Genomic DNA, 16,166 nt, shown 5'->3' with positions numbered 1-16,166 from the left:
CACGCTTGCGCTGGTGGGCGCGCGGCATCGCCGTCTCCTGCCGGCGACGGCCCATGCCAGCGGCCAGCTGACGCGCGCTTGCGGGCTCTTGCTCTTATCTGGCGACGATCACCCCGCACGCCAGGCGCGCGCCCGAGTTGCCGGCTGGCTGCGTCTTGAAGTCGTCATTCGCCGCATGGATGACGACGCTGCGGCCGAGAACGTCGCCGCTCAGGCCGCCGACCGAAAGCACGCTGCTGTAGGCACTCAGGTGCGCCACGCCGGCGGCGTCAGCGAGCAACTGCGGCAGATCGCCGGCGTGGTGCTCGGTGCTATCGGGATGCCCGTGTGCTTTGCCGCCGGGGTTGAAGTGGCCGCCGGCGCTGCTGCCATCGGGCGCGCTGCAATCGCCCTTGTCATGTACGTGAAAACCATGTGCGCCGGGCGTCAGGCCGCTGATATCGGCGGTGACGCGCAGCCTGCCGTCTTCGGGGAAAAAGCGCACTACGCCGCTGGCCGTGTTGCCGGCGGTTGGCGCCACTTTTGCCTCGGCGGCGGGGTGTTCGGGAACGCTGGCGCAGCCGGCGACGGCTGCCACTGCGGCGAGTGATACAAAAAGGGAGGTCGTACGCATAGCGATGTCTCCACGGGTCCGTTTCGATTGCTGTGCCGGCCTGTCGGCGGGCGCAGGACTACGAGTTATGGCCGGTACTCACCCCGGCACTGCCGGTAGATCATTCCGAAGCCATATTCGTAAGGATGCGACAGCGTCGGGAAAGGGGCGTTCGCGAACGGGATTTTTCGCTGGCAGCGGATGTGCCGGCGCCATATCCCGACAAGTTGCGCCGGGCGGTGAATCTATTGATCCATGTCAGCCTTCTGCCGGCATATGCCAAGGAGAATGCCGCCCGGCGTACAGGTGACGCCCGGGGACTTCCCCCGCACAAAATCAACGACTACAGGGATGGCATGGACATGCAGCAAGCGCAGCCTACAGAAACAAGAATCGTGATGTCCGACCCGACCGCTCTCGGCGTATTCGGTCTGGCGATGGTGACTTTCGTCGCCGCTTCAGCCAAGTTGCACTGGACCAACGGCGTGACCTTCATCGTTCCCTGGGCGATCTTCCTTGGTTCGGCGGCGCAGATCTGGGCGTCGACGATCGACTTCAAGAAGAACAACTACTTTGGCGCGATCGTTCTCGGTGCCTACGGCCTGTTCTGGATGGCCGTGGCGATGCACTGGGCGATCAGCCTCGGCTGGTTCGGCGCGATCGACATGTCGAAGGCCGACCCGCGCCAGTTCGGTGTCGCCTGTGTCGGCTACACGATCTTCTCGCTGTTCATCATGGTCGCGGCTTTCGAGGCGAACAAGGTGTTCGGCGCGATCCTGCTGCTGATCAACGTCCTGCTGCCGTCGCTGGCGCTGGCGTCGTTCGGTATCAACCCGGCGCTGTTCGGCGATCTGGCCGCGTGGTCGGAGCTCGGCATTTCGCTGCTTGGCTTTTACGCCGCCGGCGCGGTCTTCCTCAACAGCTTCTTCGGCCGCGTCATCCTGCCGCTCGGCGCGCCGCTGGGTTTGATCAAGAAGGGCAGCGCGCAGGCCATTGCTGCTGCCGCGGCGAAGTAATCCTCTGCGGGGCGCTCAGTCTTTCAGCGCTCCGCATGCTTGCATCGCCCGGCGCCATGGTGACAGGTGCGCCAGAGTCGGGCGCTTCAGCCCGCCGGTCGTTTCGCCAGAATCGTATCGAGACGGCCGGCAAAATTGCGTGCGTCGGCGGCAGAAAACGCCGCCGGTCCGCCGGTATCGGTGCCGCCGCTGCGCAACTCGTCCATCAGGTTGCGCAGTGTCAGCCGCTCCTGGATATTGCCGGCGTCGAGCAGTTCGCCGCGCGGATCGAGTACGCGCGCACCCTTGGCGATCACTTGTGCGGCGAGCGGCACATCGGCGGTGATCACCAGATCGCCGGCCGCCGCCTCGGCGGCGATGTGCCGGTCGGCGACGTCGAATCCCGAAGGCACCTGCAGCGCGCGAATCCACGGTGAGGGCGGTACGCGCAGCAGGCGGTTGGCGACCAGCGTCAGCGGCAGCTGCGTGCGCTTGGCGGCGCGGAAGAGGATGTCCTTGATGACTACCGGACAGGCGTCGGCATCGACCCAGATATGCATGGCGAAGGGCTTCGGAGGCGGAGCGCTACAATACCACTGCCGTTTCACCACTATCGACACGACTCGCCAACCCGCCAGGACTTCGCATGCGCTTCCGTCTTTCCGTATCCCTCGACGAGGTCGAGATCAGCGCGATCCGCGCGCAGGGTGCGGGCGGGCAGAACGTCAACAAGGTGTCGAACGCCGTGCATCTGCGTTTCGACATCGCGGCGTCTTCGTTGCCGGAAGCGGTTCGAGAGCGCCTGCGGCAACTCGGTGACCAGCGCATCAGCAAGGACGGCATCGTCATCATCAAGGCGCAGGAATTCCGCAGCCTCGAGCAGAACCGCGCCGAAGCGCTCAACCGGCTCAACGATCTGGTCGCCAGTGTGGCGACGCTGCCGAAAAAACGCCGGCCGACGCGGCCGACGCGCGGCTCGGTCGAGAAGCGTCTCGAGAGCAAGTCACGGCGCGCACGCGTCAAGGCCGGGCGGCGTGGTGGCGATGAATAGCTGCGACCTTTACCTCACGTCGTACTCGAAATCGATCGCCGCCTGTTCTTCGATGACGACGCGCAGGTGGCGGTGGCCGGCGGGCTCCTTCGGGCCGATCGCCCATTCGCCGAAGATCAGGTTATCGACGGGAACGAGCTGGCGCTGGCTGACCTGGTTGCGCTTCGCCACCGGGATGCTGAGGCTGTCGCTGAGCGGGTCTTCGATCGGCTTGGCGACAGCGCCCTGAACGTATTCCTCGCGCACCGCGACGCTGCGTTTGCCACCGCGTAGCTCGATCACCCAGCCGTAGCGCTGGCCTTCGCGGTGCGGAACGACGTTGCCGGGCGTGAACACCAGATCGTCCGGCGCGCTGGCGTCGAAAGTGCCGAACTCGGCGTGGACGATTTCGACCGCCGCGCTCGGCGCTTTCGCTTCCTGACGGCTTTCCGCTTTGCCCGGCGCGGGTTCCGGTGGCGTGTCCTTGGCCGCTGGCGTCGCGGCCGCGGCGATGCCGGCGCAGAGGAGCGCCAGCAGGCCCGTGGCGAGTTGTGTTGCTCTGCTGCTCATCTTGTCCGTTCCTTGTTCTGTAGCCTGATCTGCAGCGGCGTCGCCGGCAGACCGGCGCTGGCTGTTGCGTGTCCGCTGTCGAGCGGCAGCGCGCTCTTGTCGACCACCCGGCGCAGGACGAAGCTCGAATGTACGCCGGTGACGCCGGGAATGCGCGTGATGCGGTTGAGCAGCAGTTCCTGGAAGCCGTCCATGTCGGCGACGACGACCTTCAGCTGGTAGTCGGCGTCCTGTCCGGTGATCAGCAGGCATTCGAGCACTTCGGGGATGGCGGCGACGGCGGCTTCGAAGGTATTGAAGCGCTCGGGCGTGTGCTGGTCCATCGAGATGTGGATCAGCGCCATCAGCGACAGGCCGAGCGCGCGCGCGTCGAGCTGGGCGCGATAGACGCTGATAATTCCCGCCTCTTCGAGCGCGCGTACCCGGCGCAGGCAGGGTGAGGGCGACAGGCCGATGCGTTCGGCAAGGTCCTGGTTGCTGATGCGTCCGTCTTCCTGCAGCAGCTGCAGGATCTGCCGGTCGTAGCGGTCGAGTTGCACGCGATTGCCCCCGTTTTCTTTTGCTTGGCAGGTATTTTATATATTTAGATTTAAGGCGCAATATCCTGCCGAATTCGATCGTTTTTGCCGCAACAACGCAAGCACCTGCCGGCCGCTTCGGCCTACCATTTGCCCTGTCTACCGCGCCCGTCCGGCGCGCACTTTCAGGAGCCGATCTCATGTTGCAACAGCCCGCCGCCAAGTACCACGCCTTCCCGCCGGTCCGCCTCGCCGACCGCCAGTGGCCGAACAATGTCATCTGCCGCGCGCCGATGTGGATGAGCACCGACCTGCGTGACGGCAACCAGTCCTTGTTCGAGCCGATGGATGCGACGCGCAAGATGCGTCTCTTTCACTCGCTCTGTGCGATCGGCTTCAAGGAGATCGAGGTCGCTTTCCCGTCGGCGTCGCAGACCGATTTCGACTTCGTGCGCGGCCTGATCGAAGGCCGCCATATTCCCGACGATGTCACCATCGAGGTGCTGACGCAGGCGCGCGAACACCTCATCCGGCGGACGATGGAATCCCTGCGCGGCGCGCGGCGCGCCATCGTCCATGTCTATAACGCGACGTCGAAGCCGTTCCGCGAGTTCGTCTTCGGCATGAGCCGGCAGGAAGTGATCGACATGGCCGTCTCTTCGGTCCGCCTCGTTCGCGAACTCGCCGAAGCGCAGCCGGACACCGAGTGGGTGCTCGAATACAGCCCGGAAACCTTCACCGCCACCGAACTCGATTTCGCCCTCGAAGTGTGCGATCAGGTGACGGCAGCGTGGGGGGCGACGCCCGACAACAAGGTGATCCTCAACCTGCCGACGACGGTCGAGGTGACGACGCCGAACGTTTACGCCGACCAGATCGAATGGATGCACCGCCACCTGGCGCGACGCGACAGCATCATCCTGAGCCTGCATCCGCACAACGACCGCGGCACCGCCGTCGCCGCCGCCGAACTTGGCCTGATGGCCGGCGCCGACCGCGTCGAGGGCTGCCTGTTCGGCAACGGCGAGCGTACCGGCAACGTCGATCTGGTGACGCTGGCGCTCAACCTCTATACGCAGGGAATCAGCCCTAACCTCGATTTTTCCGACATCAACGCCGTCGCGCGCACGGTCGAGTCGTGCACGCAGTTGCCGATCCATCCGCGCCATCCCTACGTCGGCGACCTCGTGTTCACCGCCTTTTCCGGTTCGCATCAAGACGCCATCCGCAAGGGTTTCTCGGTGCAGCAGCCGGGCAGTTTGTGGAGCGTTCCCTACCTGCCGATCGACCCGGCCGATCTTGGCCGCAGCTACGACTCGGTGATCCGCGTGAACAGCCAGTCGGGCAAGGGCGGCGTTGCCTGGCTGCTCGAAAACGAGTACGGCATCGTCCTGCCGCGCCGCCTGCAGGTCGAGTTTTCCGGCGTCGTCCAGGCGCTCGCCGACCGTGTCGGCGGCGAGGTCAGCGCCGACGACATCTGGCAGCTGTTTTCAGAAACCTACCTCGCCGACGCCGCCGCGCTCGCCTACGTCGAGCACCAGCTTTTCGATCATGCCGGCGCGCAGGGAATACGCCTCGGCCTTGCCGTCGATGGCAAGGCGCAGCGTCTCACCGGCGAAGGCAACGGACCGATCGACGCGGCGGTGCATGCCTTGCGCGCCATCGGCATCGACCTGCAGGTGCGCAGCTACGAGGAGCGCTCGATCGGCAGCAGCGTCGAGGGCGGCAACGCCTGCGCCTGCGCCTTCGTCGAAGTGAGCGCTCGCGGCGTCAGTGGCGACCGCTACGGCGTCGGCATCGACAGCAATATCGTCACCGCGTCGATCCGCGCGCTGCTCAGTGCCGCGCGTCGCGTCGGCCGGCAGAGCGCGGCAGCGCAGGCGGCCTGAGCAGGGCAGGCGCGGAAACTGCCCTGCGGGGCAGTGGGGCGTCAGTGAGGAGTGGCGTCAGGGAAGAGGGGGCGGTCGGCGGCGCTGAGCTGTCTGGCCGCCCCATCGATTTCCGCCGCTTGCCGTGAGAGGGGCAGCGCCGTGCCCGCCGGGCAGCGGCGGCGTTATCATGCCGCTCGCGCTTACCTTGCGGCGGTTCGCCCGCTGCCTTTCCTCCTGCCTCGAGCCTGATCATGAAAGAGAAGAAAAAGCTCTGCCCCTGTTATTCCTCGCTGCCCTATGCCGACTGTTGCGCGCCACTGCATGCCGGCGCGCCGGCAGCCGATGCCGAGAAGCTGATGCGCGCGCGCTATTCGGCCTACGCGCTGCGCCTGCCCGACTACATTCTCGCCACCTGGCATGCGTCGACGCGGCCCGAGTCGCTCGGTTTTGACGAGGGGCCGCAGGCCAAGTGGCTGGGTCTTGAAGTGCTGCGGCACACGCCGGGCGAAGCCGGAACGGCGAGCGTCGAGTTCGTCGCCCGCTGCCGTGCCGGCGGCAAGACGCATCGCCTGCACGAGTTGAGCCGCTTCGTCTGCGAAGACGGACGCTGGCTTTACGTGGACGGCGACGTGACGCCGCCCCCCGCGTAAGCGAGCGCCGACGTTCGCCGGCCCGGTCTGCCGCTCAGGCGAGCGCGCGCTGGACGATTTCGGCCACGTCGCGCGACAGTCCGGCGTGGGCTGCCAGCCGTGCCAGCGCGGCGCGCGCCTGTGCCTGGCGAGCCGCGTCGAAACGCCGCCAGCGGTCGAAGCAGCGCGCCAGTCGTGCCGCCACCTGCGGGTTGATCGCGTCGAGCGCCAGCGTCTGTTCGGCCATGAAACGGTAGCCGGCGCCGTCGGCGGCGTGGAAGCGCACATGGTTGGCGCCGAAACCACGCAGTAGCGCATACACCTTGTTCGGATTGCGCAGGTCGAAATCGTCGTGCGCGAGCAGGCGACGAACGACCGCGAGCGTGTCCGGGCGGCGACTGGTCGCCTGCGCCAGCAGCCACTTGTCGAGCGCCAGCGCCTCGTGCCGCCAGCGCGCGTGGAAGTCGGCGAGCGCCTGTTCGGCGGCGGCACCGCCGTGGTGAGCGAGCAGCACCAACGCCGCGTACTGGTCGCTCATGTTGTCGGCGGCGGCGAACTGGCGCGCGGCGAGCGCGCAGCCGGCGGCCGGGTCGGCGGCGGCAATCAGGTCGAGGCAGAGGTGGCGCAAGGCGCGCCGGCCGGCGTCGGCCGAAGTCGGCTGATAGGCGCCGGTCGGTGCGAGCGAAGCGTACAGCGTGTGCAGGCGCTCACTTAGCTGCGTGCCAAGGAAACGGCGCAGATCCATGCGCGCGGCGAACAGCGCGTCCGGATCGACGACGGCCATTTCTTCGGCCAGTGTCGCTTCCGAAGGCAGCGCCAGCGCTTCGGCGGCAAACGCCGGGTCGGCGCTGCGGCCGTCGATCACCGCGTCGAGAATGCGCGCAGCAGCGGCGGCGAAGCTTGCGGGCCAGTCCTTGGCAACTGCTTCTCGGGCGATGGCACTCGTGTCGGCGTTGTCTGGCGTAGCCGCCAGACGCGCTGCGGCGCCGAGAATCAGCCGGCTGGCAAGTTGCTGACCGGCTTCCCAGCGGTTGAAGGCGTCGCTGTCGTGCGCCATGCGCAGCGCGAGTTCGTCGTCGCTCGCCGGCAGGTCGAGACGCACCGGCGCGGAAAAATTGCGCAGCAGCGAGGGCGCCGGCGTTGCGCCGATGTTTTCGAAGATGAATTCCTGCGTTGGCGCCGTCAGTGACAAGGTGCGCGTCGTCGGCGCAGCTGCGCCGGCATCTTCGCCGACGAGGCGCAGCGGCAGGTCGGCGCCGTCGGCACCGAGCAGGCCGAGCGTGACCGGGATGTGCAGCGGCGTCACTGCGTCTTCGTCGGCCTTGGCGCCGGCGACCGGCGCCGGCGGCAGCTGCGTCAGCGTCAGCGTATAGCGCTGCGTCGCCGGGTCGTGCTGGCCTCGTGCGACGAGGCGCGGCGTGCCGGCGCGCTCGTGCCAGCGCATGAACTGCGCGAGGTCGACATTCGACGCGTCGGCCATCGCCGAAACGAAATCCTCGCAGGTCACCGCCTGCCCATCGTGGCGCGCGAAGTAAAGGTCCATGCCGGCGCGGAAGGCGTCCTCGCCGAGCAGGGTGTGGATCATGCGTACGACTTCGGCGCCCTTCTCGTACACCGTCGCCGTGTAGAAGTTGTTGATCTCGACGTAAGCCGACGGGCGCACCGGATGACGCATCGGGCCGGCGTCCTCGGGGAACTGAGCGGCGCGCAGCGTGCGCACTTCGCGGATGCGTGCGACCGAGCGCTGGTGCACGTCGGCGCCGAATTCCTGGTCGCGGAAGACAGTGAGCCCTTCCTTCAGCGACAGCTGGAACCAGTCGCGGCAGGTGACGCGGTTGCCGGTCCAGTTGTGGAAGTATTCGTGCGCGACAACGCGGTCGATGCCTTCGTAGTCGTGGTCGGTGGCGAGATCGGGGCGGGCGAGCACGTACTTGGTGTTGAAGATGTTGAGGCCCTTGTTCTCCATCGCGCCCATGTTGAAGTCGCCGACGGCGACGATCATGTAGTGGTCGAGGTCGCATTCAAGGCCGAAGCGTTGCTCGTCCCAGCGCATCGCCTGCTTGAGTGCGGCCATGGCGTGGCCGCACTGGTCGAGCTTGCCGGGTTCGACGTAGATCGCCAGTTGCACGCGGCGGCCCGAGCCGGTGGTGAATTCGTCGCGCAGCACGTCAAGCTTCGCCGCGACGATGGCGAACAGGTAGCAGGGTTTCGGGAACGGGTCTTCCCAGCGCGCCCAGTGGCGCGCTCGGCCGCCAGGCGTAACGGGCGCTTCTTCGCCGCTGCCGACCGGATTGCCGTTGGCGAGCAGCACCGGCAGACGTTCGCGCTCGGCGTGCAGTGTCACGGTGAAGCGTGCCATCACGTCGGGGCGGTCGGGGAACCAGCTGATGCGGCGGAAGCCCTGCGCCTCGCACTGCGTGAAGTAGCCGTCGGCCGAGCGGTAAAGGCCTGACAGGCGGGTGTTCTCGTCCGGGCGGATGCGCACCTGCGTGCGCAGCGTACAGGTTTCGCCGACTGCGGCGTCGGCGGCCAAGGTGAGCGTCGTTGCCGTCAGCGTGTATTGCGCGGCCGCCAGCTCGACGCCGTCGACGGCGACCGACAGCGTTTCGAGGTCTTCGCCGTCGAGTACCAGCGGTGCGTCGGCGGCGGCCTGCGGATTGCGGCGCAGCGCGAGCGTGGCGCTGACCAGCACATAATCGCGCTGGAAGTCGAAATCGAGCGCGACCTGATCAACGAGGAAAGGGGGCGGCGTGTAGTCCGCGAGCAGGATGGGGCGCGCCTGGGCGCCGGCGGCAGTGGTTGTCATGCTCGCGATTCTAACCCGGCTGCCGGCGCCGGGCCTGCCACGCGTCAGCCTCAGGCGTCGTTGCGGGCGACGACGACGCGGTTGCGCCCCGCCGATTTGGCCTCGTAAAGCGCTGCGTCGGCACGCAGCAGCGAGGTGTCACTGCCGGGATCGCCGGGGTCGATGCTCGACAGGCCGATGCTGACCGTCATGCCGACATTCTGTCCCTTGTAGCCGAGCGGGGCGCTCTCGACCGCACGCCGCAGGCGCGAGGCAAAGCTGCGCGCGGCCGCGATGCTGGCTCCCGGCAGCAGCACGGCGAATTCTTCGCCGCCGAGGCGGCCGGCCGTATCGAAGCGACGCAGTTGTCCGCGCAGGATGCCGGTGAAGTGCACCAGCATGGCGTCGCCGACGGCGTGACCAAAGCGGTCGTTGACCTTCTTGAAGTGGTCGAGGTCGAGCATCAGCACGGCGGCCTTCAGTCCGTCGTCGCGTTGCAGGCGGGCGTGTTCTTCGCTGATTCGCTCGATGAAGCGACGCCGGTTGGCCAGCCCGGTGAGCACGTCGGTGGTCGCCAGTTCGCGCAGCTCGTCTTCCATGCGCTTGCGTTCGCTGATGTCGCTTTGTGTGCCGATCATGCGCGCCGCGCTGCCGTCGTTATGGCGGCTGACCACCAGTCCGCGCGCCAGCGTCCATTTCCAGTTGCCGTCGCGACAGCGCAGGCGGTATTCAGCGACGTAATTGTCGATGTTGCCATCAAGGCAGCGTTCGAGGCATTCCATCACCGCCTCGATGTCTTCCGCGTGGATGCGTCGACGCCACTCGCCGAGCACGTCGCCGAAGGCGTTCTGCGGGTAGCCGAACATGTCGTACCAGCGCGGCGAGAGGAAGATCGAGCCGCTGCCGATATCCCAGTCGAAAAGCGCGTCGCCGGAACCGTCAATGGCGAATTTCCAGCGTTCTTCGCTGGCGCGCAGTGCCTCGGCGTCACGATGCCGCTCGATGGCAATGCTCGACAGGCGCGCGGCTTCCTCGATGCTCCATAAATCGTCGCTGGTCGGCTGATGCGGGTACGGGTAATAGACGGCAAATGCACCGAGGATCTTGCGCGATGCGCCGGGGATCGGTTGCGACCAGCAGGCGGCGAGCCCAGCGCGTTCGGCGACCTCGCTCCAGTTGCGCCAGTAGGGATGGAGCGCGATGTTTTCGGCAACGACACGCTTGCCGGTGAACGCCGCAGTGCCACAGCAGCCCTGGCCGATGCCGATGTCCATGCCGTTGATCGACTCGCAGAAAAAGTCGGGCAGATTCGGCGCGGCGCCGGTGAACAGACGATCGCCGCGCCGGTCGAGCAACATGATGCTGGCCCGGGCGTTACCGTCGGATGATTCGACGCCAAGCACGATCGCTTCGAGAATCTCGCGCAAGGCTGCGTCGCTGGCCAGCAGTTCCAGCACCTTGCTGCGTGCTTGCTCGCGTTGCTCGGTGCGCTTGCGCCGGCTGATGTCGAGCAGCGCCAGATGGCACTGCCGGATGTCGCCGCCTGCCTGACCAAGCAGCAGCAGGACGCGCCGCTCGCGCCGGCGGTTGGGGGCGAGGGCAAGCTCGCAGCTGCAGCCGGCTTCTCCGGCAAAAACGCGGGCGAGAAAGTCGGCCAGATCGGTCTGGGCTTCCTTGCCGAACAGGCTGGCGAATTTGCGTTGTCCCGGCTTGGCGCTGGTCAGACCGAGCAGTTGCATCGCGGCGCGGTTGACGAAGCTGAGGTGGCCGTCAGCATCGACAGTGCAACAACCGGCGGGGAACTGGTTGCACTGCGGGGCTTCGCTCTCCAGACGCAGTTGCAGCTCGGCCAGCGCCGCCTGCACTTCGGCATGCTCACGTTCTGTCGCGCGCAAGCGGCCGCGCAGCCGCTCGATCTCCTCGACATGAGCGCTGATCGCAGTGGCGGCGGCTGGCGTATCTGCCGCGGCGTCGCCGGCTTGTGGGTCGCTCGATCTTTCCATGATCAGTCGTTGAAAGAGTGGCGCACGGTTTCGATCTCCGGGCGCAGGGCGATGAAACGCTCCGTCAGCAGCGGGTCAAAGGCCTCGCCTGATTGGCTGGCGATCCAGTCGAGTGCGGCATCAATGGACCACGGTTCCTTGTAGGGGCGGCGTGAGGTGAGTGCGTCGAAGGTGTCGGCCAGCGCGGTGATGCGGCCGGCCAGCGGGATTTCCTCGCCGCACAGGCCTTCCGGGTAGCCTTTGCCATTCCACTTTTCATGGTGCGTGAGTGCTATGGTACGCGCCAGTTGCAGCAGTGCGCTGGCATGCTCACCGATTATTTCGGCGCCGATGCGGCAATGCTTCTTGATCTCCTCGAATTCATCGCTGGTGAGCCGGGCCGGCTTGAGCAGGATGTGGTCAGGGATGCCGATCTTGCCGATGTCGTGCAGGATCGAGGCGTTCATCAGGCGCGCGGCTGCGGTTTCGTCGAAGTCGCTGGCGAGGGCGAGCAGGCGCGCGTAGTGGCCGAGGCGAACGAGATGCTGGCCGGTCTCGTTGTCGCGAAACTCGCCGGCTCGGCCGAGGCGCTGGATGACGGCAAGCCGCGTTTCCTCGAGTTCGCGCGTGCGCGTCAGCAGGTCGGCGGTGCGCTCCTCGACCAGTGCCTCGAGGCCGCGCTGGTAGCTGTGCAGCGCCAGATGCGTGCGCACGCGGGCGAGGACCACCGGCGGACTGATCGGCTTGACCAGATAATCGGCGGCGCCGATCGAGAAGCCGTAGGCCTCGTCTTCGGTCGAGCTGCGCGCGGTGACGAAGATCACCGGAATCGCCTGCGTCGCGCTGTCGGCCTTGAGCTGTCGGCAGACTTCGTAGCCGTCCATCTCCGGCATGGTGACATCAAGCAGGATCAGCGCCGGCGGTGTCGCCGAAAAGGCCGCCTTGAGCGCCAGACGGGCGCTGCTGGCGACGCGGACGGCGTAGTGCGGCGACAGGACGCGGCGCAGGATGTCGATGATCTCCGGTGCGTCATCGACGATCAGCACTTCCACCGGCGAGCTTCTGCCGATCATTTGTGGTCCCCTTGCTTGCTGCCGGCAGCGACGGCGTCTTGACCGCCACTGCTCGTGGCTGGTGCGCCGGCGGCCGGCTCGGCCTGCCAGTCCGCCATTGCCGCCAGTGCGCTCTCGTAATCGTAGACGGCCACCAGGCGCCGTATCCGGGCGAGCGCAGCATTGCCCGGAAGCTGTTGCGCCAGTCTGTTCAGTGTTTCCTCGACCGCGCAGTCCAGATGCTCGAGCTGCTCCTGTGCGTTCGCCAGCAGGATTGCCGTCGTCTCGGCGCCCTGGTCGGCGGGCGTCGCCGGCGCCTCCGGCAGCCGGTCGATGGCCGCTATCAGCGGTTGCAGCGTTCTTTGCAGCGTGTCCTGCAAGGAGAACAGGGCATCGTTCGGTGCCTTGTTGCCGAGGGCGGTTTCCAGCGCGTGCGCGATGTCCTGCAGCGAGTTGGCGCCGAGCGAGCCAGCGACGCCGCGCAGCGCATGCGCCAGTCGCTGCGCTTCGGCACGATCACCGCTGCGCAGTGCCGCGAGCAGGGCAGCGTCGGTGTTGCGGCGATGGTCGGCAAACTTGTGCAGAATCGACAGGTAGGCGCCGACGTCGCCACCGGTGCGGTGCAGTCCGTCGCGCGCGTTGACGCCGGGTAGCGAGGGCAATGCCGGCGTCTGCCGCGCGGTCGCGGGGTCGTCTTCAAGCCCGGCGTTGCCGGCATCGGTGTCAGCGCGCGCCGGTAGCCAGCGCGCCAGCGCTTTCGCCAACGCGCCCGGGTCGACCGGCTTGGCCAGATGGTCGTTCATGCCGGCAGCGAGGCAGCGTTCGCGATCGGCGGTCATGGCATTGGCGGTCAGCGCGATGATCGGCAGGCGCGACAGTTGCGGATGGCGGCGGATCTTCTGTGTGGCCGCGTAGCCGTCGAGCTGCGGCATGTGAATGTCCATCAACAGCAGGTCACAGTCGACTTCTGCGGCGAGCAGCCGGGTGATTGCCGCTTCGCCGTTTTCGGCGATGTGGACAATGGCTCCCATTCGCTCAAGCAATTGCCCGATGACCTGCTGGTTGAGTTCGTCATCCTCGGCAACGAGAATGTGCGCGCCGGCAAAATTCGGCGTCCTGCCCGGTGCCGTTGCGCGCTCGTCGTTCCCCGAGCCTTGCTGCATGGCGCGCAGGACCGCCTGCAACAGGCGGCTGCGGGTAAATGGCTTGTGCAGGAAGGCATCGGCGTGCGCACGAGACTCGTGTTCGGGTGTGCGCTCGGCGATCGACGAGGTCAGCAGCAGACGTGGCCGGCGAATGTGGCGCGTGCTCTGCCGTTCGATGGCTGTGCGCTGGGCACGCAGTTGCGTGTCAATGACGACCAGGTCGGTTTGTGCCGGGTCGCTGATGGCGGCGATGTCGGCGGCGCTGCATTCGTCGGCCGCTTCGCGCGCGGCCAGACCGAGGGCGCGCAATTGCCTGACCAGCATGCGGCGGGTTTGCGGATGCGGATCGGCGACCACGGCGCGCAAGCCCTTCAGTCCGGCGGGCGGGGGCCGCGACGTACGCTTGTCGACGCGGAAATCGAGGGCGAAGGAGAAGGTCGTGCCTTCGCCGGGTGCACTCTGCACGGCGATGCTGCCACCCATCATGCCGATCAGGCGGCGGGTGATGGTCAGGCCGAGGCCGGTGCCGCCATAACGGCGCGACGTTGAGCTGTCGGCCTGGGTGAAGGCCTCGAACATGCGCTCGACCTGCTCGGCGGCCATGCCGATGCCGGTGTCGCTGACCGCAAAGCGCAGGCGCACGCGCTTCTCGTCGCGTTCGAGAGACTCGGCGCTGATGCGCACTTCGCCGTGTTCGGTAAACTTGATCGCGTTGCTGGCCAGATTGATCAGCGCCTGTTGCAGGCGCAGCGGATCGCCGACGACTTCTTCGGGAAGCTCGGGGTCGGCCTCGATCACCAGATGGAGATCCTTCTGCCGCGCCTCGATGGCGGCGATGGTGCCGACCTGCTCGAGCATTTCGTCGAGATTGAACGACGCCTCCTCGAACTCGAGCTTGTTCGCCTCGATTTTCGAGAAGTCGAGGATGTCGTTGAGGATGCGCAGCAGCGCCTGCGCGGCGCTGAGCGACTTGCTCAGGTAATCGGTCTGGCGCTGCGTCAGCTCGGTGCCCTGCAGACAGAGTTGGGTCAGACCGATGATCGCGTTCATCGGCGTGCGGATCTCGTGGCTCATGTTGGCGAGGAACTCGCCCTTGGCCTGGTTGGCCAGATCGGCCGCCTCCTTGGCGCGCAAGACCTGCTGCATGAGAATCTGCAGGACCGACAGCGAGAGGATCTTCATCGCGTCGATCTCGATCTTGCGCCAGGGCACCGAGCGGCCGCGCAACGTGCGCGTCCACACCGAAAAACGGTGCGCTTCATTCGCCGTCGCAGCTGCCTCGCTGCGGCTGGTCAGCGCGCTGTCGTTTGCCGTGCCGTCCGGCGCCTCCTGCGGGTCGCCAGCCCAGGTGACAGTGCGCACGTCCTCGGCGCGGAACCAGAGGATGCGCGCGTCGAAGTTGCGGTCGAGTGCGATCGCCAGCAGGCCCGCACCGATCGCGGCATAGGCGTTTGCCGGCGGAAACTGTTCGCCGAGCGCGTCGGTGCTGAAGACCAGTGCGCCGGCATGCCGGTTTTTCAGCCAGTCGGTCAGCTCGGCGAGCTGCGCCTCGCTTGGTGTCTGGCCGATCATGTAGTTGCGGCCGGCAAAACTGATGACGCCGCCGCTGACGCCGATCAGACGCAGGTAGCCGTCGGCGATCGCCTGCAGTGAGCTGCCGATGTCGCTTGAGTCGTTGATGTGTTGCGAGAGCGCGAACAGCGCTTCACGCACCTGCTCCATGTAGCGCTTGGTCGTCTGGTGCTCGATGTTGGCCAGCTTGAGTGCGATCGTCTTGCCGACGAAAGCGATCAGTTCGCGCTGCGCGAAGGAGACGTGCCGGTAGCTGGCGTTGTGGCAGACGAGCATCCCCCATAGGCGCGAGCCCTTCATCAGCGAGACGACGAGTGAGGAGCGCACACCCAGCTGGCGAAGCAGGGCCAGCTGCTTCGGTGTCGAGCTGCGCAGTGTTGCCAGGCTGAGATCGAGTGCCGTGCCGGTGAGCGGGTTGTTGGCCGGGAGCAGGCTGACTTCGCCGGCTTCGGCATCGTCAAGTACGCGTACGGGATTGCGCAGCAGGCAGTCGCGTTCAGGCGCCGGCAGACTGGCGGCGGGCAAACGTAATCCCTGCAGCGAGGGTAGAGCCGCGTTGCGGCTTTCGGCGATGGCTTCGCAGTCCCAGTGATTGTCGAAGCGGGCAACGAGAACGCGATCGAAACCGGTCAGGCGGCGCAGTTCGGCGGCGACAAAGTCGCAGTAATCGCCCAGCCGGTCGGCCTTGTCGAAATGGCGCAAGGCATCGCGCAGTGCGGCGTGCGGATTGCTGGCCGCGTCGGCCGCGCCGCTCGCCGGCAGCAATTCGACAATCTGCAGACCATCGGCGCGATGCACGACGATATTGCAGTCGCGCCCGTTGCAGCGGCCCGACAGGGATTGCGGCGAATGGGCGCTGTCCGGATCGGCGAGCGCCTGACGGATTGCCGTCAGTGTGGCGGCATCGAACAGCGTGGCGGCAGCGCAGCCATTGGCGTCAGCAGGCTCAATACCGAATAGCGTTCCGAGATTGGCGCTGGCGACGCGCACTCTGCCTTCAGCATCAAGGGCGAGCAAGGCGCCCAAGGTCTGGATGGTACGCACGGGGCTGCGATCATGCGCTGCAGCGACTGTGCTGCGCAGCTGAGTCAAACCGCTCGTGGTCTGTTCGGGCCTTGTACTACTCGGTCGGGTATCTGAAAGTCTGGGGGAATCGGAAGTTGAGGCGGGCATTCGTGGTTTGGCGGCGGCAACGACAGCCCCTTTGCCACAGATCTCCGGCTGCCGCCGGTTTACCTGGCGTCGGCCAGCAGCGGTGTTGGATGGCGTATCGGGATGCTGGCGCGGGGCGAGCGCTGTCAGAAGGATCCCGATCATCCGCCGGCGACCAAGGAGCGTCAAGCTGCACTTTTTTGCACTTTCGCCGTGCGATTCGCGAAGTCGCGCATTTTCGTACGGTTTTGCGTGCTCTGCCCACCCGTGCAC

12 protein-coding genes are annotated in these 16,166 nt (G+C 66.6%); 4 read left to right on the top strand and 8 right to left on the bottom strand.

What is annotated here, in order from left to right; translation table 11 throughout:
• Positions 1-94: 94 nt before the first annotated feature.
• Entirely contained in the window at positions 95-613 is a 519-nt protein-coding gene (locus GGD90_RS02790; RefSeq protein ID WP_153115754.1) for a superoxide dismutase family protein, read from the bottom strand.
• A gap of 377 nt (positions 614-990) precedes the next feature.
• On the opposite strand from GGD90_RS02790, the gene GGD90_RS02785 reads away from it, so the two are divergent.
• Complete coding sequence (locus GGD90_RS02785) at positions 991-1,608, top strand: acetate uptake transporter (RefSeq protein WP_233448492.1); 618 nt, start codon at positions 991-993, stop codon at positions 1,606-1,608.
• Between the two features lie 86 nt (positions 1,609-1,694).
• Here the strand turns inward: GGD90_RS02785 and GGD90_RS02780 are convergent, their stop codons facing one another.
• Positions 1,695-2,147, bottom strand: a complete 453-nt coding sequence (locus tag GGD90_RS02780; RefSeq protein WP_153115752.1) for a YaiI/YqxD family protein — start codon at positions 2,145-2,147, stop codon at positions 1,695-1,697.
• A gap of 86 nt (positions 2,148-2,233) precedes the next feature.
• Between GGD90_RS02780 and arfB the strand changes: the two genes are divergently transcribed.
• Positions 2,234-2,638: an alternative ribosome rescue aminoacyl-tRNA hydrolase ArfB gene (arfB, locus tag GGD90_RS02775; protein ID WP_153115751.1), complete on the top strand. Its 405-nt coding sequence runs from the start codon at positions 2,234-2,236 to the stop codon at positions 2,636-2,638.
• 9 nt (positions 2,639-2,647) lie between these two features.
• Here arfB and GGD90_RS02770 read toward each other — a convergent pair whose 3' ends face one another.
• Both GGD90_RS02770 and GGD90_RS02765 read right to left on the bottom strand, forming a co-directional pair.
• Complete coding sequence (locus GGD90_RS02770; protein ID WP_153115750.1) at positions 2,648-3,187, bottom strand: hypothetical protein; 540 nt, start codon at positions 3,185-3,187, stop codon at positions 2,648-2,650.
• Entirely contained in the window at positions 3,184-3,726 is a 543-nt protein-coding gene (locus GGD90_RS02765) for an Lrp/AsnC family transcriptional regulator (RefSeq protein ID WP_153115749.1), read from the bottom strand. Before GGD90_RS02765 ends, GGD90_RS02770 begins: the two co-directional genes overlap by 4 nt.
• A gap of 179 nt (positions 3,727-3,905) precedes the next feature.
• Here GGD90_RS02765 and leuA point away from each other — a divergent pair, with 179 nt between their 5' ends.
• Together leuA and GGD90_RS02755 are read left to right on the top strand one after the other, a co-directional pair.
• Positions 3,906-5,594 carry a 2-isopropylmalate synthase gene (gene leuA, locus GGD90_RS02760; RefSeq protein WP_153115748.1) on the top strand — a complete coding sequence of 563 codons (1,689 nt, stop codon included), beginning with the start codon at positions 3,906-3,908 and terminating at the stop codon, positions 5,592-5,594.
• Positions 5,595-5,827: 233 nt separating this feature from the next.
• Positions 5,828-6,226, top strand: a complete 399-nt coding sequence (locus GGD90_RS02755) for a YchJ family protein (protein ID WP_153115747.1) — start codon at positions 5,828-5,830, stop codon at positions 6,224-6,226.
• A 34-nt stretch (positions 6,227-6,260) separates the two neighbouring features.
• Here the strand turns inward: GGD90_RS02755 and pepN are convergent, their stop codons facing one another.
• Genes pepN through GGD90_RS02735 form a run of 4 tightly spaced genes read right to left on the bottom strand, consistent with a single transcriptional unit; the run spans position 6,261 to position 15,785 of the window.
• The gene (gene pepN, locus GGD90_RS02750; RefSeq protein WP_153115746.1) at positions 6,261-9,011 is read right to left on the bottom strand and encodes an aminopeptidase N; all 2,751 of its coding nucleotides are present in this window, start codon (positions 9,009-9,011) and stop codon (positions 6,261-6,263) included.
• A gap of 50 nt (positions 9,012-9,061) precedes the next feature.
• A complete protein-coding gene (locus GGD90_RS02745; RefSeq protein ID WP_153115745.1) occupies positions 9,062-10,993 on the bottom strand; it encodes a sensor domain-containing diguanylate cyclase in 1,932 nt (643 codons plus the stop codon).
• A gap of 2 nt (positions 10,994-10,995) precedes the next feature.
• Positions 10,996-12,045: a response regulator gene (locus tag GGD90_RS02740; RefSeq protein WP_153115744.1), complete on the bottom strand. Its 1,050-nt coding sequence runs from the start codon at positions 12,043-12,045 to the stop codon at positions 10,996-10,998.
• Positions 12,042-15,785: a response regulator gene (locus GGD90_RS02735; protein ID WP_184414905.1), complete on the bottom strand. Its 3,744-nt coding sequence runs from the start codon at positions 15,783-15,785 to the stop codon at positions 12,042-12,044. The genes GGD90_RS02740 and GGD90_RS02735 overlap by 4 nt, the downstream gene beginning before the upstream one ends.
• Positions 15,786-16,166 lie beyond the last annotated feature (381 nt).

Origin of the sequence: Rhodocyclus tenuis, assembly GCF_014197755.1 — a bacterium.
Taxonomy (GTDB): domain Bacteria; phylum Pseudomonadota; class Gammaproteobacteria; order Burkholderiales; family Rhodocyclaceae; genus Rhodocyclus; species Rhodocyclus tenuis.
Note: the sequence above shows the minus strand (reverse complement) of the source record. Positions and strands in the feature narration are given on the sequence as shown.